Origin of the sequence: Colwellia sp. M166, assembly GCF_024585285.1 — a bacterium.
Lineage (GTDB): Bacteria > Pseudomonadota > Gammaproteobacteria > Enterobacterales > Alteromonadaceae > Cognaticolwellia.
The window spans coordinates 3853836-3879035 of sequence record NZ_CP040755.1 but is presented as its reverse complement, the minus strand read 5'-3'; the positions used below and the strand labels follow the sequence as shown (position 1 = coordinate 3879035).

The 25200-nt window shown below is 37.3% G+C and carries 19 protein-coding genes; 12 read left to right on the top strand and 7 right to left on the bottom strand.

Annotated features, from left to right (window positions below):
- Window positions 1–827: 827 nt before the first annotated feature.
- Window positions 828–1706, bottom strand: a complete 879-nt coding sequence (locus tag FGD67_RS17515; protein WP_257172346.1) for a hypothetical protein — start codon at window positions 1704–1706, stop codon at window positions 828–830.
- 787 nt (window positions 1707–2493) lie between these two features.
- On the opposite strand from FGD67_RS17515, the gene FGD67_RS17510 reads away from it, so the two are divergent.
- The 7 genes from FGD67_RS17510 to FGD67_RS17480 all read left to right on the top strand — a co-directional run bounded on the left by FGD67_RS17510 (window position 2494) and on the right by FGD67_RS17480 (window position 7305).
- A complete protein-coding gene (locus tag FGD67_RS17510) occupies window positions 2494–3972 on the top strand; it encodes a carbon starvation protein A (protein WP_257172345.1) in 1479 nt (492 codons plus the stop codon).
- Between the two features lie 641 nt (window positions 3973–4613).
- Window positions 4614–4799: a DUF6435 family protein gene (locus FGD67_RS17505; RefSeq protein WP_373567792.1), complete on the top strand. Its 186-nt coding sequence runs from the start codon at window positions 4614–4616 to the stop codon at window positions 4797–4799.
- 246 nt (window positions 4800–5045) lie between these two features.
- Entirely contained in the window at window positions 5046–5681 is a 636-nt protein-coding gene (locus FGD67_RS17500; RefSeq protein ID WP_257172344.1) for a LysE family translocator, read from the top strand.
- A gap of 11 nt (window positions 5682–5692) precedes the next feature.
- A complete protein-coding gene (locus tag FGD67_RS17495; protein WP_257172343.1) occupies window positions 5693–6004 on the top strand; it encodes a DUF962 domain-containing protein in 312 nt (103 codons plus the stop codon).
- 204 nt (window positions 6005–6208) lie between these two features.
- Window positions 6209–6376, top strand: a complete 168-nt coding sequence (locus tag FGD67_RS17490; protein ID WP_257172342.1) for a hypothetical protein — start codon at window positions 6209–6211, stop codon at window positions 6374–6376.
- A gap of 262 nt (window positions 6377–6638) precedes the next feature.
- Window positions 6639–7097, top strand: coding sequence for a hypothetical protein (locus FGD67_RS17485; protein ID WP_257172341.1), 459 nt, complete (start codon window positions 6639–6641; stop codon window positions 7095–7097).
- Between the two features lies 1 nt (window position 7098).
- Window positions 7099–7305: a helix-turn-helix transcriptional regulator gene (locus FGD67_RS17480; RefSeq protein WP_257172340.1), complete on the top strand. Its 207-nt coding sequence runs from the start codon at window positions 7099–7101 to the stop codon at window positions 7303–7305.
- A gap of 16 nt (window positions 7306–7321) precedes the next feature.
- Here FGD67_RS17480 and FGD67_RS17475 read toward each other — a convergent pair whose 3' ends face one another.
- Entirely contained in the window at window positions 7322–10174 is a 2853-nt protein-coding gene (locus FGD67_RS17475; RefSeq protein WP_257172339.1) for a response regulator, read from the bottom strand.
- A gap of 429 nt (window positions 10175–10603) precedes the next feature.
- On the opposite strand from FGD67_RS17475, the gene FGD67_RS17470 reads away from it, so the two are divergent.
- Both FGD67_RS17470 and FGD67_RS17465 read left to right on the top strand, forming a co-directional pair.
- Window positions 10604–11422 (top strand): ion transporter, encoded by an 819-nt coding sequence (locus FGD67_RS17470; protein ID WP_257172338.1) that lies wholly within the window; start codon window positions 10604–10606, stop codon window positions 11420–11422.
- Between the two features lie 174 nt (window positions 11423–11596).
- Window positions 11597–12067 carry a cytochrome c gene (locus FGD67_RS17465; RefSeq protein WP_257172337.1) on the top strand — a complete coding sequence of 157 codons (471 nt, stop codon included), beginning with the start codon at window positions 11597–11599 and terminating at the stop codon, window positions 12065–12067.
- A gap of 18 nt (window positions 12068–12085) precedes the next feature.
- On the opposite strand, the gene FGD67_RS17460 is transcribed toward FGD67_RS17465, so the two are convergent.
- Entirely contained in the window at window positions 12086–12784 is a 699-nt protein-coding gene (locus FGD67_RS17460; RefSeq protein ID WP_257172336.1) for a cytochrome b/b6 domain-containing protein, read from the bottom strand.
- Window positions 12785–13237: 453 nt separating this feature from the next.
- Here FGD67_RS17460 and FGD67_RS17455 point away from each other — a divergent pair, with 453 nt between their 5' ends.
- A complete protein-coding gene (locus FGD67_RS17455) occupies window positions 13238–14575 on the top strand; it encodes a sodium-dependent transporter (protein ID WP_257172335.1) in 1338 nt (445 codons plus the stop codon).
- A gap of 117 nt (window positions 14576–14692) precedes the next feature.
- Here FGD67_RS17455 and FGD67_RS17450 read toward each other — a convergent pair whose 3' ends face one another.
- Both FGD67_RS17450 and FGD67_RS17445 read right to left on the bottom strand, forming a co-directional pair.
- Window positions 14693–15841 carry a diguanylate cyclase gene (locus tag FGD67_RS17450; RefSeq protein WP_257172334.1) on the bottom strand — a complete coding sequence of 383 codons (1149 nt, stop codon included), beginning with the start codon at window positions 15839–15841 and terminating at the stop codon, window positions 14693–14695.
- Between the two features lie 181 nt (window positions 15842–16022).
- Window positions 16023–17477 (bottom strand): DNA recombination protein RmuC, encoded by a 1455-nt coding sequence (locus FGD67_RS17445; RefSeq protein ID WP_257172333.1) that lies wholly within the window; start codon window positions 17475–17477, stop codon window positions 16023–16025.
- 360 nt (window positions 17478–17837) lie between these two features.
- Between FGD67_RS17445 and FGD67_RS17440 the strand changes: the two genes are divergently transcribed.
- Complete coding sequence (locus FGD67_RS17440; protein ID WP_257172332.1) at window positions 17838–19349, top strand: hypothetical protein; 1512 nt, start codon at window positions 17838–17840, stop codon at window positions 19347–19349.
- Window positions 19350–19752: 403 nt separating this feature from the next.
- Here the strand turns inward: FGD67_RS17440 and FGD67_RS17435 are convergent, their stop codons facing one another.
- Both FGD67_RS17435 and FGD67_RS17430 read right to left on the bottom strand, forming a co-directional pair.
- A complete protein-coding gene (locus tag FGD67_RS17435) occupies window positions 19753–21789 on the bottom strand; it encodes a S9 family peptidase (protein WP_257172331.1) in 2037 nt (678 codons plus the stop codon).
- Between the two features lie 247 nt (window positions 21790–22036).
- Window positions 22037–23563: a fumarate hydratase gene (locus FGD67_RS17430; RefSeq protein WP_257172330.1), complete on the bottom strand. Its 1527-nt coding sequence runs from the start codon at window positions 23561–23563 to the stop codon at window positions 22037–22039.
- A 168-nt stretch (window positions 23564–23731) separates the two neighbouring features.
- On the opposite strand from FGD67_RS17430, the gene pabB reads away from it, so the two are divergent.
- Complete coding sequence (pabB, locus tag FGD67_RS17425) at window positions 23732–25198, top strand: aminodeoxychorismate synthase component I (RefSeq protein WP_257172329.1); 1467 nt, start codon at window positions 23732–23734, stop codon at window positions 25196–25198.
- The last annotated feature ends 2 nt before the right edge of the window (window positions 25199–25200 follow it).

Sequence of the window (25200 nt, the reverse complement as noted above, 5' to 3'; positions counted from 1 at the left end):
AAAACTTAGGCGTATCAACCAAATAATACCAAACTCAGCTATAGCGAAAGAATTTCCTATCTTGCAAGTAGATAAAGCAACATTGTCTATAAAAGTGTTATAGATACGCCAAACTCAGGACAAGCACAATTGTTCAATAATTTATGACAATTACACGCCAGCCATATTAATTAAAAACAACGGTAAAAAACTATAAAGTAAAAAATCGATAAAAATAAAAGCTTGTTGTTAAATTATTAACATACCAACGTATTAAAGCAGAACCTAAAAGTAATTTAGCAAGTATCATTAGGCTATTTCTATAAAATAAATTAGCAATATTCAATTGACTCACCCCATGTATATGATGTCGATTAATACCAGTATAAAATTGCTGAAGTGTAGGTAAGGGGCGATAACAGAACCCGATAGCCTTAGGGTGCCAACGGTACTTACGTATCGCTGTTTCACGAGAATACAGCATATATCGATAAACTAGTATCGCGTTAAACAAGATGCCGATATAGATTATGAATACAGATGTCACAGCGGAGTAAATTAGGTGTTGCTAATCAACAGATTAGTAATTATCGGAAAAAACCAGGAACAATTATGGCAAGCAAAAGGCAGGATGCCTGCATGAAACCGACGAATTTACTTGTTTCATCTGCTGCGTTAACTCTTTTAATTTTAGCTGTGCAACTTTGGTTCTATTAATTGAACAAGGTCTAGTGAATTTTACTTGATGTGAGGAGCCACACCAACATTTAAAACAGCAGCTTAACAAGGTTAGTTATAATGCTGAACAAAGTGAGAAACAATCAACTGTAATTTATTCATTAAAAGACTTATAACTTATTTGTAACTCTATCTAAAAGGCTAGAATTTATTCTACTTTGAAAAACTTCAGGTTTTAATTTTAAAGACCACGATTTTATTAAATTCTCCCTAAACTCATAAATTATTTGTGGAGGGATTTTAGAGTCATTTACCTTTGACAGCTCGTCAGGAGCCTCTAATTCTAACATTTCGTATAGGTTTAATAGCTTATTTTTCTCGAAAGATAAATTTCGTTGAGTTGTAAAAGAGTTTATTAACTCTTTAGAAAAACTGGAATAGTGAACATTAAAGGATGTAGACCACAAATCTGCTAATGTATTGTCCGCATATTTAAAAGATCTTAATCCCGCCGTTACATATCTCCCTGACTTGACGGCTTTATCTAATGCTATTTTCGATTCTTGTATTACGTATAACTCTTCTATTTTAGTGAGTCTCTTATATTTTTTATATATCTGTTCTATTTGATTTTTGATTTCATCTGCTTTAGACATATCTACTTCAAACTCTTGATCATAAAGTCTAATAACTTTTTTACCGTTCCTTTCGTAAAAATCATTTCTGTTATATGATCTGTTAACGAAGTTACTATCATAACCATATTGACTCATTGTTGATTGAAGTGACTGAATAAAGTTATCAAGTGCAAGCTCCAATATAATTTTACTTTGATCTGATGTAATATTCCGTTTTGCAGGATCCAATGAATCTTGTAATTTAGTTATTTGAGTAATCCACTCTTTTCTTTCATCAGCTTGTTCTGGATAAATATAAATCACAAAAAATACAACTAAAAAAATTGCGATGCCATGGTCTTTAATAAAGCCACCAAAAGAAGCTAATAAGTTGGTTTCTGAATTGTTATCTGCATTTAGTAGTTCAGTCATGGTCAAGTCCATTGAAGTTATAACGAATCATATCGACTCTCTCCTTCCTAATTTATAGCTATAAACCTTATTGACAGATGTTAAAAATATCGAATTAAGGGATAGTCCATATATCATTAATTAAAGCCGTTGATATCGATTTAGCCAACCTTATTTTTAGTATTCGCACTATTGATGGCCATGATAAGTATAAATTACGTAAAACAACCTGTTAGTAGAATTAGGCACATTCTCCCCTGTATCATAGGCATGGCAGCTTACTCTGGAACATATATTGAAGTTATTATAGATGGTTAAAAGTTTCACGCTTGTTCTCATGGTGCCGTGGGCAAAACAGCACCATTAACCGATTTTTGTCATCTACAACACTTAAAAACCTCGCTACTATTAAGAATTGCGCAACATTACTTACCTAACGCTATTACCACTACATGCAGGCCCCTTCACAATTAAGTACACATAGAACAGTTGTGTTTAAAATCACGCTAGAGGCTTTTTAAACTGAAAATAGATAGCAATCAACGTTATATTCAACGCCAATTCTTGAATTAGAGCATAAGCAATCTTGAATAATAATTTGCATGGATGTCGCTATTTTTTCTTGCTATTTTTTACAAAGCAAACAGTTCGTACAAATAGTAGTCAACGGTATACAAAACATTAACCAAACGTCTAGTTGTTATGCCCTTGAACTTTTGTTAGAGTCCTGCGATCCCTTAAGAATTGAAAAAAACGAGCGACAATTTACGCGCTCTGTACTGCAAATACACCAAGAGAAACATACGTTATGATCATCTTTTTTATCTGTCTCACTATTTTAATATTAGGATACAAGTTTTATAGCCCATTTGTAGCAAAACAAGCAGGCTTGGACTCAACAATTGACACACCACAAAAACGTTTTAGTGAAGGTGTGGACTATGTACCCATTCATCCCGTACGTGCATTTTTAATTCAATTTTTAAACATTGCAGGTGTAGGGCCAATTTTTGGTCCAATACTTGGCGCTATTTATGGCCCAATTGCCTTGGTCTGGATTGTACTTGGTAACATCTTTGGTGGTGCTGTACATGATTTTTTCTCAGGTGTTATGAGTATAAAAGAAGACGGCAAAAGCTTACCTGAAATAGCGGGAAAATATTATAACGTTGTTTTTAAAGGTTTTATGTTAGTGTTTACCGCTATGCTACTATTTTTTGTTGGCGTGGTTTTTATTATGAGTCCTGCCGGCTTACTCAGTAATTTAGATTTTTTTAAAGGCACAATTTTAGCCAATAATACTTTTTGGGTATTAACAATTTTAGCCTACTATTTTTTAGCAACGCTATTACCTATTGATAAAATTATCACTAAATTTTACCCGTTTTTTGGTTTATTGATGATTGTAATGACCACCGCGGTCGCCATAGCACTCTTAATAAACGCACCTCATTTACCTGTAACAGGCGATTTTTTAGCTTACTTTGAAACTAGTCATCCTCATGATTATCTAGAGCCAAATCCCGATGGATTACCCACTTGGCCACTGTTATTTATAACTATTACTTGCGGTGCTATTAGTGGTTTTCACTCCACTCAGGCCCCTATTATTGCCCGCTGTTTAACGAACGAAAAATATGTTCGCCCGGTATATTACGGAGCAATGGTATGTGAAGGTATTGTGGGTTGTGTATGGGCATTAGCCGGTATTGCTGCATTTCCTGATGGCTATGAAGGTTTAAAATTATTACTCGCCCAAGGTGGACCAGGCTTAGTCGTTAACCATGTAGCAAATAGTTACCTTGGCGTATTTGGCGGCATTATGGCAATTATTGCTGTTGCTGTATTCCCTATTACTTCTGGCGATACTGCATTTCGCTCATTGCGATTAACCGTTGTTGATGCCTTTAATATTCCACAAAGCTTACGCAATCGATTATTACTTGCTGTTCCTATACTAACAATTGCCTATTTTATGACTAAGCTCGATTTTACAGTAATTTGGCGCTATTTTGCATTCTCAAATATGTTGCTTTCTACCAGTGTATTATGGCTTGCGACGAAATACTTATTTGACCGAGGTACGTTCCATTGGATAGCGAGCATACCTGCAGTAATAGCAACAGCGGTGACCCTCTCATACATTATGACTGAGAAAATAGGCTTTAATTTATCCAGTGAACTAGGTAAACCCATTGGTGTTGTTGTCGCTGTGATTGGTTTGATTATGCTTATGATTGTTCATATGACTAAACACAATAAAAGAGCTCTTGTGGCCAAGCTTTAAGTAAGTGTTATTAAGCATTAGAAGCTTGCAATAAAATACTAACATCCCCCATCGTGAACTAGCCAACGATGGGGGATTTTTATACCCATATGCCCCATTACATTTAAGCTAAGCATACCAACACCTATTTCACTAGGGGGTTGTTGACCTTTCACTTTATAGCTCTGTTGCACTTGAAAAGTTGGCAATCTAGGCACTTGATATAATGTTTGCTTGCTCCAAATCCATATTAAGCACAGCTTACCGCGTCCTGCTCACGCTAAGTACGTCCTGTAGCCAACAAAGATTGACGTTTTTTCAAGGTAACCCAAGGCTATGGCTAATAGCAGAAACTAAAACGAAAGATCCACAGCCCCTAGAGCAATAGTAATACCAGGTCTATAAAGTTTATTCCCACTCAGAGCTTAGTAGAGTTGGTATAATATAATGTTATGCATAGGATCTACGTTTGTAGCAGTTTTGGCAAAGACAATATATAGACTAAAATTTGGCTTACTGTTATTTATTAATAGATTTAAGAAATAAGAGCACTGTTTTAAACCTAATTGAATTCCTAATGCCTAATTATTTTTTTAGTCAACAATACAGAACCAAAGCAGCTTGATATACCTATAAGTTTTACACAACCACTTAGGTATTATTTGCATATATTTTCATTATTTAAAAAAGATCCAATTACAAAGCTAAATAAACGTTATCAAGCTAAACTTGAGCAGGCGATGAATGCGCAAAGAAATGGTGATATTAGATCTTATGCAATGATAATGGCTGAAGCGGAAAATATTCAAATTAAAATACTTGAGTTAGAGAGTTCTAAAAAAATATAAGCTTTTGTTGGATAACAAGAGCCATCAAAAATTTGCTCAAAATAGACAGTGAACATATTAATTATTTCAAGCTAACCGGCTAACTAAAAATAGCCTGCCTCGTGGCAAAACTTATCGGCTTACTACTATTTTTTCAGTAATATTTGCAGGTATATTCCAGCAATGCTAATTTAATACTGACTTTTAGCAGCATGCTTTTTATATTCGTTATTCGTAACCTTATAAAGGCCAGTTATAGAGAACTTTATGGATTTAATACAAGGTTTACTCTTAATTACCTCTATCCATTTATTAGCTGCAGCTTCACCAGGACCTGATTTTGTTTTAGTATCACAACAAACGTTGTCTAACGGCAAGCAGTCAGGTTTCATGGTCAGTATTGGCATTGCTTTAGGCTTATCTGTACACATTATTTATTCTGCTCTAGGTTTAGCCGCAGTTATCGCCAACTCAGCAACAGCTTTATGGACCATAAAAATTATTGGTGGCTGTTATTTACTCTATTTAGGTAGCCAAGGTTTACGGGCTAAAGCAGCTAGCAGCGTTGACTTGATGAATAATGAAAAATCACCAATAAAGCATTCCCATTTAAAAGCTATAGGTAAAGGTTTTTTATGTAATGCCCTAAACCCCAAAGCGCCTATTTATTTTGTTGCCCTGTTTACCGTCGTTTTATCGCCCAATTTACCGACATTACATTTGTTTATTTACGGTATTTGGATGATGATATTACAGTTGCTTTGGTTCTCAACCGTGGTGGCTTTATTATCAAAGCCCAGTGTTAATGCAAATTTTCAGCGCTGCGGTCATTGGATAGATCGTGTTTTAGGCGGCGCTATGATTGTCATGGGTCTAAAAATACTCACTAGTAAAATAAACTAGGTAACTTTTTAATGACAAACGTCCAAGCAAAAGAATATAAAAGCTTTAAATCGTTTTATCCTTTTTATTTAAGTCAGCATCAAAGTATTACCTGTAAAAGGCTGCATTTTATTGGTTCTAGTTTGATCATATTAATGCTGACTTATATTTTAATAAGCACTCACTGGGTCTTACTTTGGACACTGCCCTTATTTGGTTACGGTTTCGCTTGGTTTGGTCACTTTTTTTTCGAAAAAAATAAGCCCGCGACATTTACTTACCCTTGGTATAGTTTTTTGGGTGATTGGGTGATGTATAAAGACATTTTAACGGGGAAGCTTTAGAGTTCTTTAAGTTTTACCGCACTATGGCACTTTTAAATAAGGTAATACTGGAGCCTACTTAATAACCCCCTGAATTCAGGATAATAAATGCTTCTCTAGCGACTATTATTCCTTGGCTCACGCTAGAAGTTTAATTAACTGTTTTGAATTGTCATTAATTTTTATAAAAAAATGCTTACCCCGAATTCAGGTTAAATAGCTCGAATGATGATTTATATATCTTTACTGACAGGCATTTACCTATCAAGAGCGTTTTTGCACTGTCAAAATGGTAATGGCCAACCTAAATTAGCTCCTAGCAATATTGAAAAGTATGACTGGTTAACACGACTACACGATATTTCAACACTGCCAACAAACTTATCTGCTTAACATCATCGACATAAATAACAATACGTATAAAAAACATAGCATTCACCAATAAAACTATCATGCAAATTTACTAATACCAATTTTACTAAGTCTCTTCCCTTCAATTAAAAGTATAATTTATCTAACATCATGTAAAAAATTTTTGACTTGAAGTGTATTATCAACTAAAGTCTAAATATTATTACATCAAGTCAAATATTTCATACACCAATTTTTATATACTCATAGTATTTTTACTATTATCGATAAACGAGGATTAATTATGTCATATAAAGAGCGCAGTATTTGGGTATCATTAGCCATTACTTTATACATTTGGTTTAATTATTTTTCAGATCTTTATTGGTCTGCGCAACAAAATAATCTAACAATTAGCAGTATGCAATCGGCCTTGTTAACCGTAGTTATAATGACTATAGCTTTGGAGATCCTTCACTACATTATTATTGCGATCATTGACCATAAAAATACTAACTATGATGAAGATGAGCGAGATAAGCAGATATCACTTATTGGTAGCACAAATGCTTATTATATTTTGAGTTTCACCATTATTACTGCTGTGCTACATTTACTCTTTCCTATCATGAGTCAAGGTTTGGTGACTGCACTTAATTTACCAAGTGATTATGTCATCATTAATATTATTATTTTTGGCGCTTTAGTGGCTGAAATTACTAAGTTTTCGACACAAGTATTTTATTATCGTAAGGGCTTTTAGGATGACAAAACGCATTTCTAACCAGATCCGTCGTTTGCGTTTCAATAATAATGAAATGACCCAACAAATGTTAGCCGATGCGGTAGGTGTATCACGACAGACTATCGTCGCGATTGAAAAAGATAAATATTCGCCGTCTTTAGAGGTGGCATTTAAAATTGCGTTATATTTTGATGTACCACTAGAGAGTGTTTTTCAGTATCAGTAACGATAAAAAGAAGTACTCACCACAACACTTGGTCTATCTCATTTAACAATTCTTGGGTGTGGGTATTGATACTATCAATTTGATTCTTTTTAATTACCGTTTCTAGTTTCAACGCAAACTTAGATAAGTCAGCAAAACCGAACATTTGCGCTGCACCAGCAATGCGATGTGATAATTTAGCCAGTTGTTCAAAGTCGTTATTATTGATGTGTAAAACTAAGTCTTGCTGCTCTAAAACTAAGTTAGACTTAAACTCCTCGACTAAATCTGACATTTCAACTTTATTAAAACTTTCATTGGCTTGTTCTTGCGAAATAACATCACCATAGTATTTCGCGATAGTAGGAATAAAAACCTTTCGTTCGATAGGTTTAGATAAGTGGCCATCAAAACCCAATGACAAATAATGCGCTATTTCATGTGACATTGCATTTGCCGTTAAGGCAATAATTGGCGTTTCACAGCCTTTTTGTTGCAATATTTTAAAAGCTTCAATACCGTCCATTTCCGGCATTTGAATATCCATTAATACTAAGCTTGGCTGATGTTGCTCGAATATAGCCACCGCTTCACGACCATTGCGTGCTGTAAATACTTCTAATCCTAACGAAGCTAATAACCGAGCAATCAGTCGGCGATTATCATTGTGATCATCAGCAAGTAATATCCTGCCTTGTAATTTTTCATGTTTAGCCGAGTGACGATTACTGACATCGTTTGCGGATACTGTGCTTTCATAACATTGCTCAGCGGTACTGGCCTGACACGGTAAGCTAAAAACAAATACACTACCTTGATTTAACTCACTTTCGACATCGATTTTACCACCCATAATTTTGGCTAACTGATCGGATAAACACAAACCTAAACCGGTACCACCAAACCGTCGACTGATACTGCTATCACCTTGAGTAAAGCTTTCAAATAAGTTTTGCAGTTGTGAACTGCTCATACCAATACCGCTATCGGTGATCTTAAATATTAAGCTACCGTTATTACGAGTTATTTTTAATTCCACATGCCCTTTCGGGGTAAATTTAATCGCGTTTGAGCATAAATTAATTAAAATTTGCTTAACACGAAAACCATCAATTTCAATTAAAAAAGGCTTTGGTAGGGTATGAACAATTTCAAATGTTAAGCGCTTTGACTTGGCTTGCAAGGTAAACATATTAGCAAGTTCTTGTAAAATTTCATGGAGATTTTGCGTTTGTAGCTCTAACTCAATTTTATTGGCTTCAATTTTACTTAAATCAAGAATATTGTTGGTAAGCTCTAATAAATGTAAACTATTTCCGTGAATGATTTCGACTTCTTTATTGATAAATTCATCGTCTACGTCACCGCTAATAATTGCTTCAGCTTGACCAATAACGGTGGTTAGTGGCGTTCTTATCTCATGACTCATATTTGCTAAGAACTGGCTTTTAATCTTATTCGCATTTTGTAATTCTTGCATTAAATATTCAAGTTCAGTGGTTCTTTGCTTTACCTTTGACTCTAAATCTAGCGTTGAACGACGTTCAATATCCCGACGTGTAATTAAAAAACCAATCAATAAAGCGGCAAAAATAACAACAATAATAAAGTTTCGTTCTTGCGATGAGCGTTCGCTTTCAAGTTTCTGTAAACGCTTTTGTTGCTTTAATTGCTTAACTTGTTGCTTAAGTTGTTCAGAGTCAAATAAGGCTAATTGCGAGTTAAGTTGACTGTTGGCCATTTCAAGGTGGGTTTGTAAAAAATTTGCTTGGCTTTTAACGGCTGCAAAAGTTTTATGTTGTGCCGCAAGGATCAGTGAACGTAACGACAAGTTATGCTTTATTTGTTCCTTATATTGCATTTTCTTTGCAACTTCACTGGACTGTTCAACATACCTCAATGCTAATTCAAGTTTACCTTGATGGAAATAAGCTTTCGCCAAGCTATATAAGCCTCCAACATAGGCGTTATCATGGCCTTGTGCCACACTTAACCGTATACCTTCTTTGGCATATTTTATTGCTTGCTCTATATTGGTTTTATGGTTATTCAGTTCAGCCAAATTATGTAATGTTGAAGCGGCATTATAGTCATCTTTGTTCCTCTGATGAAAATTAAGTGCCAAGGTCATGTAGCGTTCAGCTTGCTGATAATCACCAGCATATCGGTACGAAGAGCCTAAATCACTGTACGCCATTGCAAGCCCTTGCTGATCATCAAGTTCTAATCGTTTCTCAATCACCTCATGAAACATCGATATTGCTGTATCAAAGCGTTTAAGGCGTAAATGTAAACCGGCAATATTGTACTGCACATCAATTTTATCTTTTTCACTGCCAAAAGCTTGGTAGAGTGGTCGCGCTTGTTGGTAACTCGCTAATGCACTTTCGATATTTGACGTTGCCGCATGTACTAAAGCAATATTATTGTATAAATTTGCTTGAGCTATCGGGGCATTAATTGTTCGATAATAGTTGAGTGCTTGTTGATACGACTGTAAGGCTAAAACATTATTGCCTTTGTAATAGGCATAAACCCCTATTCTTTTATAGGCATCAGCTTCAATGGCGATAAAATCAAATTTATTGGCAAGTTGTTGTTCTTCTTGAGCTACTTCAATCGCTTTATCGAGTCGACTTAATTGATGATATATTTTGCTTTTACTTGCCAAAATAGCAAGCTTATTTAATGTTGATAGGGTTTTGTCTGCACTGAGTGAGTTAACTAAAATTAAGGCTTGATTTTTATCCGCCATAGCCTCTAGCGTTAATAGCTTTTGCCCTAAGTTTTTACCAAGATATTCGCTTGCTCTCTCACTACTGACAGTAAAGCTAATAAAGCCACAAATAAGCCATAAAGATAATAAAAATTTTCGACTGGCAAAAGCCATTAATGACACCTTAAAATACCAGAAATTTTATCACCGCATAGAATAAGGCTTCTTTAACGATAAACAATTATTTCAATTGATAAAAATATTATATGAACGCTATTTATAGCATTTTGCTATTCTACTAACAACGCTAACAATGATTGATTTTAAGATTACTGTATTGGCTCTGTTTGTTTAGAAAAAATTATAACTATTAGTTAGATAGATAAGGAATAAATGACAATACCTCTAATTATATGGTTAAACTTTCAACTGAACTTGTAACCACAGCAAGATGCACAAATAGCAACACTTCCCTCTCAATAGCTTTGCAACTCAAGTGTGGCAAGCGATAACGGAAAGTTTAACAGATGCTAGCAAAGAGATAGCGAAAAAGCTTATAATTCGCGCCTAAATGTACCACTCATCAAATTAATTGTGTCCTCAATGTATCAGTCTACTAAAGCGGCCTTTATTAAGCTTAAAAACAATAAACTTTTCGAATTAAGTGTTATCTGCGTGATCATCATTTCAGCACTTGAAATTGGCGCTAAAACCTTTCCATTATCTAATACCGCGGTTTCAATCACCTCAGTACTTGATACCTTTATTACTGTGTTTTTCTTATTTGAAATATCAATAAGATTCCTCACCGAAGAAGATAAAAAAGGCTTTTTCAAATCAGCTTGGAATGTTTTTGATACCCTCGTCGTTGTGATCAGTTTGATCCCCATTAATGATTCTGAAATGGCCTTGCTCGCTCGACTCGTGAGAGTATTTCGGGTCTTAAGAATGGTTTCTGTTGTGCCTGAGCTACGAATATTAATTAACTCTCTGATTAAAGCTCTGCCGCAATTAGGTTATGTGGTATTGCTGATGTTTATTATTTTTTATATCTACGCGGCGATTGGCAGCTTTCTGTTCAGTGTGATTAATCCAGTATTATGGGGAGACATTGCCATTTCAATGCTCACCCTCTTTAGGATAATGACCTTTGAAGATTGGACTGATATACAATATGAAACCATGGAGGTTTACCCATATAGCTGGATTTACTATATGACCTTTATCTTTTTTACTGCTTTTGCATTTCTTAATATGGTTATCGGTATTGTGGTTAACGTGATGGAAGAGGAGCATTCAAAAGAAAAAAACAAAAATGAGCCAACGTTAAGTGAATTAAAACAAGAAATTACTGAGTTGAAAACGCTAATTTTAAAGCTAAATAACAACACAAATAACAACAGCGAGCAAATTGAGCGATAACATTGAATAGGCTTATTTTTAATACTTTGCTGAAGGTTGATTGCAACATTAAGTCTTTTTATTAATCGTCCAATTGATTTACGTTTTTTTACATTTTAAGTGCTATATTTTTAATGGTTTTACAGATAAGCTCTAGAGATTGTTATAAATATCATTGAAAACATAAGGGAAAATATGAACTATTTAACTAAAGTAATGTTAGCGACTTCCGCGATTATTACCGCTACATCAGTCATGGCCGAAAGTGCAAAATCATTAGACCATGCTAAAAAAGCAACAGATAACCGTAAAGCTGTATTCACCTTACTCGGTAGTAATATGGGACCTTTAGGTGCAATGGCAAAAGGCAAAATACCTTTAGATGCTAAAGTAGTAGAAAAAAACGCCGAAAGAATTAATCAATTATCTTTAATGATAGCTGACTACACTAAAACAGACACCTCTAGCTTTAAAGTAAAAACAGCAGCATTAGATAAAATTTGGCAAGAGCCGAAAGCTTTCGCTAAACGCATCAATGCACTAAGTGAAGCTTCAGCACACTTACAAATGGCTGCAAAATCAGCTGATAGTTCTGCAATTAAGCAAGCCATTGCAGGAGTAGGTAAATCATGTGGCGGTTGTCACGATGATTACAAAGCTGATTAATTATTAGAGTACTATTAGCTAATAATAGTACTCTTCAATAACCGGGGCATTGAGCACGACTAACCAATAGATAAACCCGGCAACAACGATTGATAACAGGATAGCTAAGCCAATCTTTGAATGGTTGATGCTATCCTTTTTATTAACTATTTTTGCTGATTTTTTCCCCGTAATTATTGCTGAGATCAGCGCTTGCTTTTTAACTCGCTCATAGAAAACAACCGCACAGATATGCAGCGCTATTGCGGCTAACATAAGATTAAAACCATTACGGTGAATATAAATAAATACCGTTTCTAAACTACTACTTATTGAGCCACTATAAGGTCCAGTAGTAAATATGTCATCATCCATAAACAAGCCACTAACCGCTTGCAAAAATATGGTGATTAACATAAAAAACACCATCAAACTTCCTAACGGATTATGTCCGGCATAATGTAATGGTTCAGCTTGTTTAAAAGATTGAATATAGGCAGTTATTTTTTTCAAACTAGGAAAAAAATTAATAAACTTCGAATGTCTTGTACCGATAAATCCCCATAAAATTCTGAACACTATCAAGCCTAGCGCAAAGTATCCTACCCATAAATGATATTCAATAAGACCATTATCTTGATTTGACGTATACCAAGAAGCGCCAATACTTAATACCAACAACCAATGGAATATGCGCAAAGGTAAATCCCAAATTAGATGCATTTTTTCTTTATTCATCGCTATTTTTATCTCAAGGTTTTATTTAACCTGAACCATTTTCATATGAACAAAATTTAATCTGATAAGGCGATTAAACTTTTTGGCTCAGCCATTTTACCGCCAAGATATTAGCATTTTTACTGAGAATATTCATAGTCACATAGCGCCCCTCTCTATGTAAAGTTGCAACATAGCTTTTATGCGCAATCAGCAAGTTAGTGTAGTTACGAAATCTTACCTATCTCAAATCAAAAGCAAGATGAATGCTTTGATATCGTGGCCAATAAATAGCGCAGAAAAATCAAACATCTGCAAAGATACAAGTCTGGTAATGCAAGCTCTGTCATCATGTTTTCCCTAATTGCTATAAATTTAGCCGCAAAGACAACAAAATCATAAAATAACTTTGCTAACGGGTGTTAACTAGGTAAGCTCAAAGTAAAGTATTAGCAACAATAATAATTATCATTTATGAGTAATGTTAGAGATTCGTTTCATTCAAGAATAGGTTTTGTTCTTGCAGCCGCTGGCTCGGCAATCGGTTTAGGCAATATTTGGGGCTTTCCAACACAAGCCGCCAATAATGGCGGTGGTGCATTCTTGTTTGTTTACTTAGTGGTAACCGTTCTACTTGCGCTACCAGCCCTCTATGCCGAAGTGTATATTGGCAATCAAGCACAAAAAAATCCAGTTTCTGCATTAGAAGATGCCTGTCGTGATACCGCACCAAAACTTGGTAAATATGCTGGTTTAATTGGTCTAAGTGGTGCAATTATGATGCTAAGTTTTTATACCATCGTTGCCGGTTGGATGCTTGCACACGCCCTTTCACCACTGTTTGAGTTATTAGGCCAGCATGAGCTTTCGCAATGGTTAGCAACATCGAGTACTCAAAGAAATTTAATGTTTACGCCGATATTTATTTTACTCGGTGCGGGCATTATTCATCAGGGCGTTAATGCCGGTATCGAAAAATGGTCCGCGCGTTTAATGCCCGTGTTATTGATTATGCTAGTTGCCTTAATTGCTTATATACTGCAACAGCCTGGCGCTGAAAAAGGTTTAAGAACTTACTTAATACCGGACTTTTCACAAGTTACCAATCCAAAACTTATTGTTTCTGCCATGGGGCAAGCTTTTTTCTCCTTGTCTATTGGTGTTGGCGGCATGATGGTTTACGGCTCTTATATGAAGAAAGACCGCGATATAGGTAAACTCGCCCTTTCAATTACTGCACTCGATACCTTTATTGCCTTTATGGCCGGTTTATTAATTATTCCTGCACTTTATGTTGCGCAAGAAGCCGGACAACAAGTATTTCAGGGTGATAAGTTAATTGGTGAAGGACAACTTATTTTTAACATATTACCTGAGCTTTTTAATTCTATGGGCAATATTGGTATGTTAGTCGCGATAGGGTTTTTCTCGTTATTATCAATAGCAGCGCTAACATCAACTATTTCATCAACCGAAGTACCCGTTGCTTATCTTGTTGAAGATAAAAAGTTTAGCCGTTCAAAAGCAACATGGATGGTATCAGCAGTTGTATTAACCGCGAGCATGACTTTGATTGCCTTTTTTGATAGCTTGTTTGGCTTAGTGATCCGAGTCCTTACCACTATTTTACAGCCGCTGAGCTGCTTGTTTTATTTCATTGTCGTTGGTTGGTTATGGAAGCGAGGTAATAAGCTGCGCGATGTCTCATTGCAAGAAGGTAGAAAATGGTTACCGATATGGGGCAATTATTTACGCTTTGTTTGCCCACTGTTATTAACCGTTGTTTTTGTTAACGTCGCTATTTTAAACTAGGGTCTGTTGAGTCACCTGTATTAAATTTAACATTTGCTAACGTAGTGACTGAAAGCCATGGTAATGTTCGTGGCTTTTTTATTGGCTTTCAGCAGCCAGCTTTATCCATTGCCAATATTATTCACTAACATTATTGCGACCCGTTTTTTTTGCCCGATATAGCGCCTGATCGGCTAATTTTAAGCTTTGTTCAAAACTCAATTTTGGTGTTCTTGCCGCCAAACCAATAGAGATGGTGACCCTGACAGTTTTCATTTGATGGGGTGTTTTACTGCTGCGCACTTTTTTCGTGCTTCGCTGCGCTTGGCGAATGATAATTTTATAATCTTCTACCGCTTGTCGAACTGCTTCTAAAGCAGGTTTGGCCTGCGCAACGGTTTTACCGGGGAAAATAATGGTAAATTCTTCACCACCATAACGAAACACTTTGCCGGAGCCTTTAACTAGTGCCAATTTACTTGCTACTAGTTTTAATACTTGATCACCAATGTCATGACCATAACTATCATTAAACTTTTTAAAATGATCGATATCGAGCATAGCCACGGTATATTTGCGACCTAACGATAACGCACGCTGATTAAGTGCCCGCCGCGAAGGCAAGCTAGTTAGTTCATCACGATAGGCTAAAAGGTATGAGTCTATAAACACCACGCACAAGTAATGCACCATTAACATGCTTAACAGTACGCTCCAAGGTAATGTGATCAACTGATAGTAATGACCTAGCCAAATACAATAGCTACTTAACAGTGCCGTTGTAACTAAGTTTTTTTCTCGTACGCCTCGCCACAATAACAGCAAAGTAAAGCACACTAACGACAACTCAATAGTTAAATATTGCAGATAAGGCGTCAACTGAGCAATATGCCCTAAGCGTGTTTTTAACATATCAACAATATCAAACCAATAATAACTGGCAACAGCTAGGCTAGATAGTAGTGCAAGACGATAAACACCATGAATAGACAGTAGGCCTCGGTCTTTAAGCACACTCAACAATGACAATATGCTTGCGCCAGTTAGCAGCAACCAATCACCATGAGATAACAACCATTGCTGCCAAGGAATAAAATTCGTTAGAACTAAATAAAATACACATAAGGCTATTGCCGCTAACGTTAGTCGGCTGCGGTTGAAGTAACTAGAAAGTATAATGGTGAGCGTAAATAAACCATAAAGTACTTGTTCAATAAGATTTATTCTTACTAACCAATAACTTGGGTACTGATAAACAAGGATGAAAAAAGCAGTAAAAACGCTCAAACTGATAATACTGCTTTTTAAGCCGCTGAAAAAATGAATCAAGCGTAACTCCGAAATAAAATGTTGACCAATTCAACGCTTTTCTGCTTAGTCGTTGTGCATTTTATAGCAACTGCTGGCAAAGTTAGTACCAAAGAAGCGAAATAAGGTCTTAAGTGACTTTGCCTAGCAAGGTATAAGGTTAGCTAGTTTTTTTATCTGCAGATATAGCAAGGCTTTCATCTTCTTGTTTTAATTCAACTTGCTCTATTTTTTCAAAACGATTGCTAATTTTATCAGCCGAGGTATGAATTTGTTTAACGTCACTTGCCGCTTGATCAATATGTTTAGCTAAATTAGCAAAACGGCCTTTAAAGCGAGAAAAGTCAGCCGACAAGTGCGACAAATGCGCCTGAATGACATGAATTTGCTTACGGGTTGCCTCGTCTTTTAACACTGAACGGGCGGTAGTTAAAATAGCCATTAAGGTGGTTGGCGATGCTAACCAAACACGCTTTTTATTGGCATAATCAACTAAGTCACTGTGATGAGCATGAATTTCCGCGAAAATAGCTTCTGCTGGAATAAACATTACCGCACCATCTGCCGTCTCTTTTTCAATTAAATATTTATCACTAATGTCATTAATATGCTTTTTAATATCGAGCTTGAATTGTCGCTCTGCCGCTTTGCGTTCAAATTCACCTAAGCTATTGTCAGCCATTTTTTTATAACTTTCGAGCGGAAACTTAGAATCAACCACGACATTACCGGTTGGCTCAGGTAAGAATAAAATACAGTCAGCAATTTTACCATTGGATAGCGTGTGTTGCAGTGAGAAATGCTGTTCAGGCAAAACATTGCGAATTAAAGCGTTTAACTGCACTTCGCCAAAGGCACCACGCGAGCGTTTATCTGATAGCACTTCTTGTAAGCTGACAACATTACTGGAAAGCTCAGTAATTTTTTTCTGTGCATCATCAATAAGCGCCAAACGCTGTAAAATATCGTTGAATGTTTTCGTTGTTTTCTCAAAGCCGTCAGCTAAACGTTTTTCAACTTGACCGCTAATATCTTTTAGTCGGTTATCGGTTGAAACCGTTAATTCATCAATTCTTTTTGCCACTTGTTGACTGGATAAATGCAACGATTTGGCCATTTCTTCACGACCTAACTTAGATGTTGCAGTAAGTTGTGTTGTCAGTTGTTCGGCGGCTTTACGTTGGTTATCGCTGAAAGTAACGTGGTGTTCATATAAGGTTTTTTTAAGCTGTTCACTGTTACTAGAAAGTTGCTGTGCTTGTTTTTCACCTTGCTCGCCATGTTGACGCAATAACTTCAACTTAAAGTCGGATATTTGCTGCTCAAAGTAAGTTTTTAACTCGCTTTGCTGGTTGGCGAGTTGTTGATGATTAAAGCTTAACTGTTGCTGAAGTTGTTGCTGATTACTGGCATTAACTTCATAACTCAAATTCACTTTTTCAGCTAACTGCTGCAAAAGTTGTTGTTGAGTAATAAAAGATGAGCGATTTTTCACCACTTGGCGAAGTAACGCCAATGTAATAAGAATTAGGCTAATGAGTAACACTAATGCTATTGCGATTAAGGTCGGAAAGTTATCTAGAGCTAACCAAGGAAAATTAAGTAATGAATTCATAGTAACGCCAAATACTGTAAATATTAACAGTTATTAGAGCATATTTTACTGATAAGGTTAATCATTTTTTAAAACTCCACATCAGCTAGTTATGATATTTATCAAAAGCTAAATGCTGCTTGTCATTTTCTATTTTAATTCTTTGAGGTTTTTTGTTATCAATAGTCGTAGCTCAAGCGCATGCAGAGAAACGACAACTGCAATTTTAGTCATTTTTTAATCATTTATACGATATTCGCCTCAAATAAATGTGCTTGTTCATTCAGCAATAAGCGTTGACGGTAGGCTAGAGCTACCATAGAATAATTGTAATTAAAATGTTAACAGAATATCAATAACATACTCACTTAGGGAAAAGTAATGCGATTAAAAAACATAGTTCGTTGTTTGAGTTTATCCGTCATATTAATTATAACGACTGCATGTGGAGGCGGAGGCGACGCATCAACTAAAAAGGTAGTAGAGCCTATACCTGTTCCAACACCGATACCGGATCCAACACCTGTGCCTGAGCCTGAGCCAACCCCGCCAGTAACACATGTTTTTTCAGGTAAAGTGATTGACGGTTATGTCTCAGGTGCTAGTGTGTGGCTTGATCTTAATGGCGATAAACAACATAACAATGATGAGCCTATTACCGTATCAGGTGATGCTGGCGACTATACATTAGAGCTTAGCGATGATGAAAAAGAATGCCTAACCTATGCTACTTTATATGTTGATATACCTGTTGGCGCAATTGATGAAGACTTAGGTGAAGTAACGCAAGCTTATCAGATGTCGAAACCACCAACATTATTGCCGATCACTGATATTGACTTACTACATATTTCGCCTCTCACAACAGTGCTTTGGCAACAGCTGCAAGATAAATTATCTGCAAGTAGCAAATCAGCTATGAGCTGTGAAATATTGAAAAATAATTATAGTTTACGAACAGAATTAGCCACAGAAATCAACTCAGTGATCAGAAATTTAGTTAGTCATTATAATATCTCTGCACAGGATATTTATGCTGACTTTATTGCCTCGGAAAATGCAGAAGCGTATCAAGCAGCACAAAATATTGTCACGGGATTAAAAACCTCATATGCCCATCAGTTAGATCTTGAAACACAGTACCCGAACGCTATCGAAATTAGAGTCACGGTGTACCAGAATGAATTCTATGATCAAGGCACTGGTTTCCCTGACGCTTGGTATCGAGAAAGTATTATTTTTCTCCCGACAGGTTATCTCATTGAAACTGTTAGACTTAATGATGATCATAGTGCGATTGATCTGGTTATTTATGACCGAGAAGAAACTGTTTCACCATGGAACGACGGTATATTAAGCATACAAAAAGACATTTATACCAGTAACGGTGGTCAAGAGTATATTTGTATCAATAACGAGTCTGCATCATTCACCGAAGATGGCGTAAAGTACCAGTTATCAAACAGCAGTCCGTATAGCATCACGGCTGATTTTGAGACTTGTAATAGCCAAGGTTTCGACAACTCGGACAGAAAATATTACGCGATCACTTATCAAGTGTCGAATATCAGCTACGATGCTAATTTTACTATCTATGACGATTTAGCTGAATTTGATACCTTGAGTCACTGGAAGTCATTAGCAGATAAAACGAACGACCTTGATAGCACAGAATTAATCACTCACCTAAAACAACTACCTTATCTGTTTGATGATGAAGTAACCGTAGAGGTTACTGACTGGCATAAACGAATTACTGATGATAGTAAAGCAACCCGAGTGCAAACAGATAAGTACTCTAGTGGTCTTTGGGAACGTCTTACATACAGTGAAGATTATACCTATATTAAGGAATGTAGTACTGATGGCGTTGACTGGCAGGAGTGTAATTAGATTAATTAACGCCATAGAAACTAAAAATTTATGGCTTATTGATAAATATGCCTTATTGAACGTTACTCATTAAGTGTAGTTGCATACTAGTATCAGCACTACACTGACTAACCAGTAAAGCGCTCTTTTATATAGCTGATATTGCAGCCTAGCACCATAATGAAACACCATAATGAAACACCATAAGGCATAATAAATGGGCTAGTACTGCTTATTCAAGACATAAAAAACGGCAATGCTTGCAATAGCATTACCGTTTTTTTACCTTACAAGCTCTTCATTTAACACCAAGTCTATTAACTTTGTTCGCTGAGAGGGAAACTTAGTAGAATTGGTATAAGATTAATGCAGAGTTTAGTAGTCATAACGGTGCTATATGCACCGCCCCCCGTGATAAGATATTTTACTTAGTATACTTTTTCATCCAGTTAAACACTTCTTGATACCATACTTTCAAGTTATCCGGATTGCGAATATGATGATCTTCATCTGGAAACATCACCAAACGACTTGGAATGCTTTGACGTTGTAAAGCGGTAAACGCTCCTAAGCTTTGCGCGTAAGGTACACGATAATCTAGCTCACCTTGAATGACTAACATCGGCGTTTGCCAGTTTTTAACTAAAGCCGCAGGGTTAAATTTATTATAGTCTTCACTACCTTGCCAAACGGGGCCGCCCATATCGTGTTCAGGGAACCAAAGCTCTTCTGTTGAGCCGTAAAAGCTTGGCATATCATACAAACCAGCATGATTAACAATACATTTAAAACCATCAGACCAATTACCTTGGATCCAGTTCATCATGTAACCACCATACGATGCTCCGAGTGCGCAAGCGTTATCAGCATCCATCCAAGGTTCTTGACTGGTGATATCAGCAAGGCCTTTTTGTAAGTCTTCTAGTGGCTTTCCGCCCCAATCACGCGCGATTGAATCGGTAAATTGTTGTCCATAACCAATGGAGCCATGAAAATCGATCATCACAACAGCATAGCCTTGCGCCGCCCATAACTGTGCATTCCAACGATAATGAAACATATTACCGAAACTGCCTTGTGGTCCACCATGCACTAAAAAAGCAATAGGGTATTTGTTACCCTCTTGGAAGTTTGCTGGCTTTAACCAGTAACCATGTACCTCTTCATCGTTCCAGCCTTTAAAATTGAACTGTTCAAACTCTGAAAGTGAAATATTACTCAGTTTATCGGCATTGACTTGCGTTAGCTGCTTTAACTGCTGACCGTCACGGTCAATGGCGAAGATATCGGTTGGCGCATCAAGCGCGTGACGAGTAAAAAACACTTTCTCTGCTGATACAGCTATTTTCCCTGCCGTGCCATCATTATATACGCGACGAACATCACCAAACTCTGGGTTTATTTCAAAAATGCTTTTTTGACCCATATCATTGGCGGTAACATACAAAGTACGGTTATCATCAGCAAAAACTAACTCGCTCACCGAGCGATCCCACTGTTTGGCAACAGCACGCGTTTTACCGGTTTTTCCATCACGGATCATCACCGTAAACTTATCTGATTCATAGCCAGGCACCGACATGGCTTTATAGGCTAAATAACGACCATTAGGAGAATAAACCGGTTTTGCATCCCAAGCGGTATTTTCTTCGGTAATATTAGTGAGTTCTTTAGTGGTTAAATCGACTTCAAAAATATCGAAGTTAGTATTCCACGCTTGTTTTTTGCTTGGCAGCTTTGCTGAAAAGCTTAAGCTTTTACCGTCAGGATGAAAACTCACCTCACCTGCGCCGGCAATATCGCCCTGCCATGAAGGTATTAAATCAGTCGCTTGTGTAAACGCACCACTGTCATTTTTTTCTGCCACAAATAAATGTGACTTATAAGCGCTATTCCATGTATCCCAGTGACGAATCATTAATTGCTCGTACACTCTAATATTATGCTTTTTCTTGGCGTCAGTAGCTTTGGCATCAAGCGTACACTGCATAGTTTCACAGCCCGGCATAACCGTTAGCTCAACGGCAAAACGTTTACCATCATTAGACATTTGAAAACCGTTAATATCAAGAGGCAACGCTGATACTTGCTGAGCTTCACCACCGCTCAGTGGTAATTGCCATATTTGTGAGCTACCACTGCGCGCAGAAAGAAAATAAATACTTTTTCCATCTTGTGCGTACATGACATTGCTTTCACCACTTGAGTTGCTGGTCAGCTGCTGCGCCTTATTTGAATTTACGTTTTGCAAATAAAGGTGGTTATCTGTAGAGCGAATGCCTTTTTTTAGGCGATATATAAAGCTGTCACCTTGCGGAGAAACGACAAAATCATGAATTTGATTAAACTCTGTTAATGCCGTGACATCTAACACCTTTGACTCGACTGTGCTCGCAGCACTTGTCGCACTGGCAAAGGCCAACGTAGTAAGCGTTGCCATGCTGCCTATTTTTTTATTCATAACATCCTACTTTTGTTTATATGCTTTTATTAATATTTTTACTATACATTCTGAACATACACGCGCTTTCACATCGACATATAAGGATATATTAATGCGTGATGCCATGGGTGGCAAGGAACGACCATGTGACCGCGACATACCGTACATCCTGTACATACACGCTCTTTCACATCCATGTGACCGCGACATACCGTACATCCTGTACATAAAAAAACGCCCGGATGGGCGTTTTAATAACAGTGAATTACTCGCCTTTTAATTTACTATCGAGTTCTGCAATCTTCGCTTGCCAGATAGCAGGCCCAGTAACATGTGCTGATTCACCTAAGCTATCAACGGCAACCGTAACGGGCATATCTTCGACAACGAATTCGTAAATCGCTTCCATACCCATATCTTCAAAAGCCACAACTTTGGCTTTTTTAATGGCTTTAGACACTAAGTATGCCGCGCCACCGACGGCCATTAAATAAACTGACTTATGATTTTTAATGCACTCAACCGTTTCAGGGCCACGTTCAGCTTTACCGATAGTACCTAATAAACCTGTTTTCGATAGCATCATTTCAGTAAATTTATCCATACGTGTTGCTGTTGTTGGTCCAGCTGGGCCTACAGCTTCATCACCAATAGCATCAACAGGACCTACGTAGTAAATAAATTTGTCAGTAAAGTCTACCGGTAATTCTTCACCTGCGGCTAGCATATCCTGAATACGTTTATGCGCAGCATCGCGACCAGTTAAAATTGTGCCACTTAACAGTACCGTTTCACCTGTTTTCCATGAACTAACATCAGCTTTTGATAATTCATCAACATTAACACGACGCACATTTTCACCAACTTCCCAAGTAATCTCAGGCCAATCTTCAAGTTTTGGCGGCGTTAAATCAGCAGAGCCTGAGCCATCAAGATGGAAATGCACATGACGAGTCGCAGCACAATTTGGGATCATCACTACGGGTTTTGAAGCGGCGTGGGTTGGTACTGAATTAATTTTAATATCAACCACCGTGGTTAAACCACCTAGACCTTGCGCACCGATACCTAGCTTATTAACACGGTCATAGATTTCTAAACGTAACTCTTCTTCTGCACTTTCAGGGCCTCGGTCAATCAGATCCTGAATATTGACGGGATCCATCAAACTTTCTTTTGCTAATACGCCTGCTTTTTCAGCCGTACCACCAATGCCTATACCTAACATGCCTGGTGGACACCAGCCTGCACCCATTGTTGGTAAGGTTTTCACCACCCAATCAGCAATAGAGTCACTTGGATTTAGCATGGCCATTTTAGATTTGTTTTCGCTTCCGCCGCCTTTAGCAGCAATCATCACTTCAATGTGATCGCCAGGCACCATATCAATATGAACTACTGACGGTGTATTATCTTTGGTATTAATTCGCTTGCCAGCAGGATCAGCAACAATTGACGCGCGTAATGGATTATCAGGGTTTAAATATGCACGACGCGTACCTTCGTCTACCATTTGTTGCACCGTCATGTCAGTCTTATCCCACTGCACAGCCATACCAATTTTGACAAAACAGGTAACAATACCCGTATCTTGGCAAATTGGACGTTTACCGTGTGCCGACATACGCGAATTAATCAGAATTTGCGCAATAGCGTCTTTCGCCGCCTGGCTTTCTTCTTTGTGATAAGCCTTTTCAAGTGCTTGAATAAAATCTAACGGATGATAGAAGGAAATATATTGTAGCGCGTCTGCAACGCTTTCGATTAGGTCTTGCTGTTTTATAATAGCCATAACGGTCTCTTTTTTTATCAATTGGGCGAGAGATAAGTTGAAAGTTATAAATTTGCCGATATCATACATCGGTTGTTAAATCCCTACCAGTATCAAATGGTCTAATATAGTGACCCAGATACAGAGACCTTGACTTAATTTCTATCGATTAAATAGTGTGAGAATACTTTGCCAACAAATTCCAGAAGACGACTGTCCGCACAATTACTGCAATTAGACACGCCATATGATAGCCAAAGCTTATTCTCGCTTATTGCTGAGCAGCCTTGGGCAATGTGGTTAGATTCTTGTGAGAGTACGCATATTGATAGCCGTTATGACATTATGGTCTGGCAACCCAGTATTACGTTAACCACCTTGGGTGATACCACTAGCGTTAAACATATGCGCGATAACAGCCAATATCAAAGTAATGAAGACCCACTGTTACTCTTAAAGCAACAGCAAAAAGCTTGTTTTGAGGATGTTGATATTGCCCCTTGTGCATTACCCTTCAAAGGTGGCGCGGTTGGCTATTTCGCTTACGATTTAGGTAAACGTTTTGAGGTTATCAAGCAGCAAACGCATAAAGATATCGCCATTCCTGAAATGGCCATTGGCATTTACCAACACGCGGTTATTTGTGATCGAAAATTACAACAATACTGGTTACTATGTTTTGATGAACACAGAGCATCATTTATTGACTTTTTTAATCATGCGTTAACAAAAAAATCGTCACAAGCCACTGTCGCTAATGATTTAAATTTAGAAACAAGTACCGGAGCAACAAAAAATTTCAAATTAACCACACCATGGCAATCTAATATGCCACAGGCACAATATCGTGAAAAATTTCAACAAGTGCATGATTATTTATTGTCTGGCGATTGCTATCAAATTAATTTAGCTCAACGTTTTAGCGCACAATATAGTGGTTGTGAATATCAGGCTTATTGTGCCTTGAGAGCCGAAAACAAAGCGCCTTTTTCTGCTTTTTTGCGTTTTGATGATAGTGCGATCTTGAGTATTTCACCTGAACGTTTTCTGCAAAAAGTCGGCAATAAAATACAAAGTAAGCCGATTAAAGGCACCCGACCTCGCAGTCAAGACCCCGTGACAGATCAGGCCAATGCCAATGAATTACGACAAGCGAGTAAAGATAGAGCAGAGAACTTAATGATTGTTGATCTGCTGCGTAACGATATTAGCCGCGTGTGTGTACCAGGTTCAGTAACTGTGCCAGCATTATTTGCCATTGAAAGCTTTCCAGCCGTGCACCACTTAGTCAGTACCGTTGAAGGAGAGATAGCAGCACAATACGATGGTAGTGATTTATTGCGTGCGGCGTTTCCTGGAGGCTCCATCACTGGCGCGCCAAAAATTAGAGCCATGGATATTATTGAAGAATTAGAACCAAACCAACGAAGTGTCTATTGTGGCTCTATCGGTTACTTATCTGCTTGCGGTAATATGGATACCAGTATCACCATCAGAACCTTAGTTTGTCACAAGGAAAAAATACACTGTTGGGCGGGTGGTGGCCTCGTTGCTGATTCAAACGTTGACAGCGAGTATCAAGAAACTTACGATAAAGTGAATAAAATCTTACCGGTATTAAGCAAGCTAAACGCAACTAAAATATCTAACAGTTGATC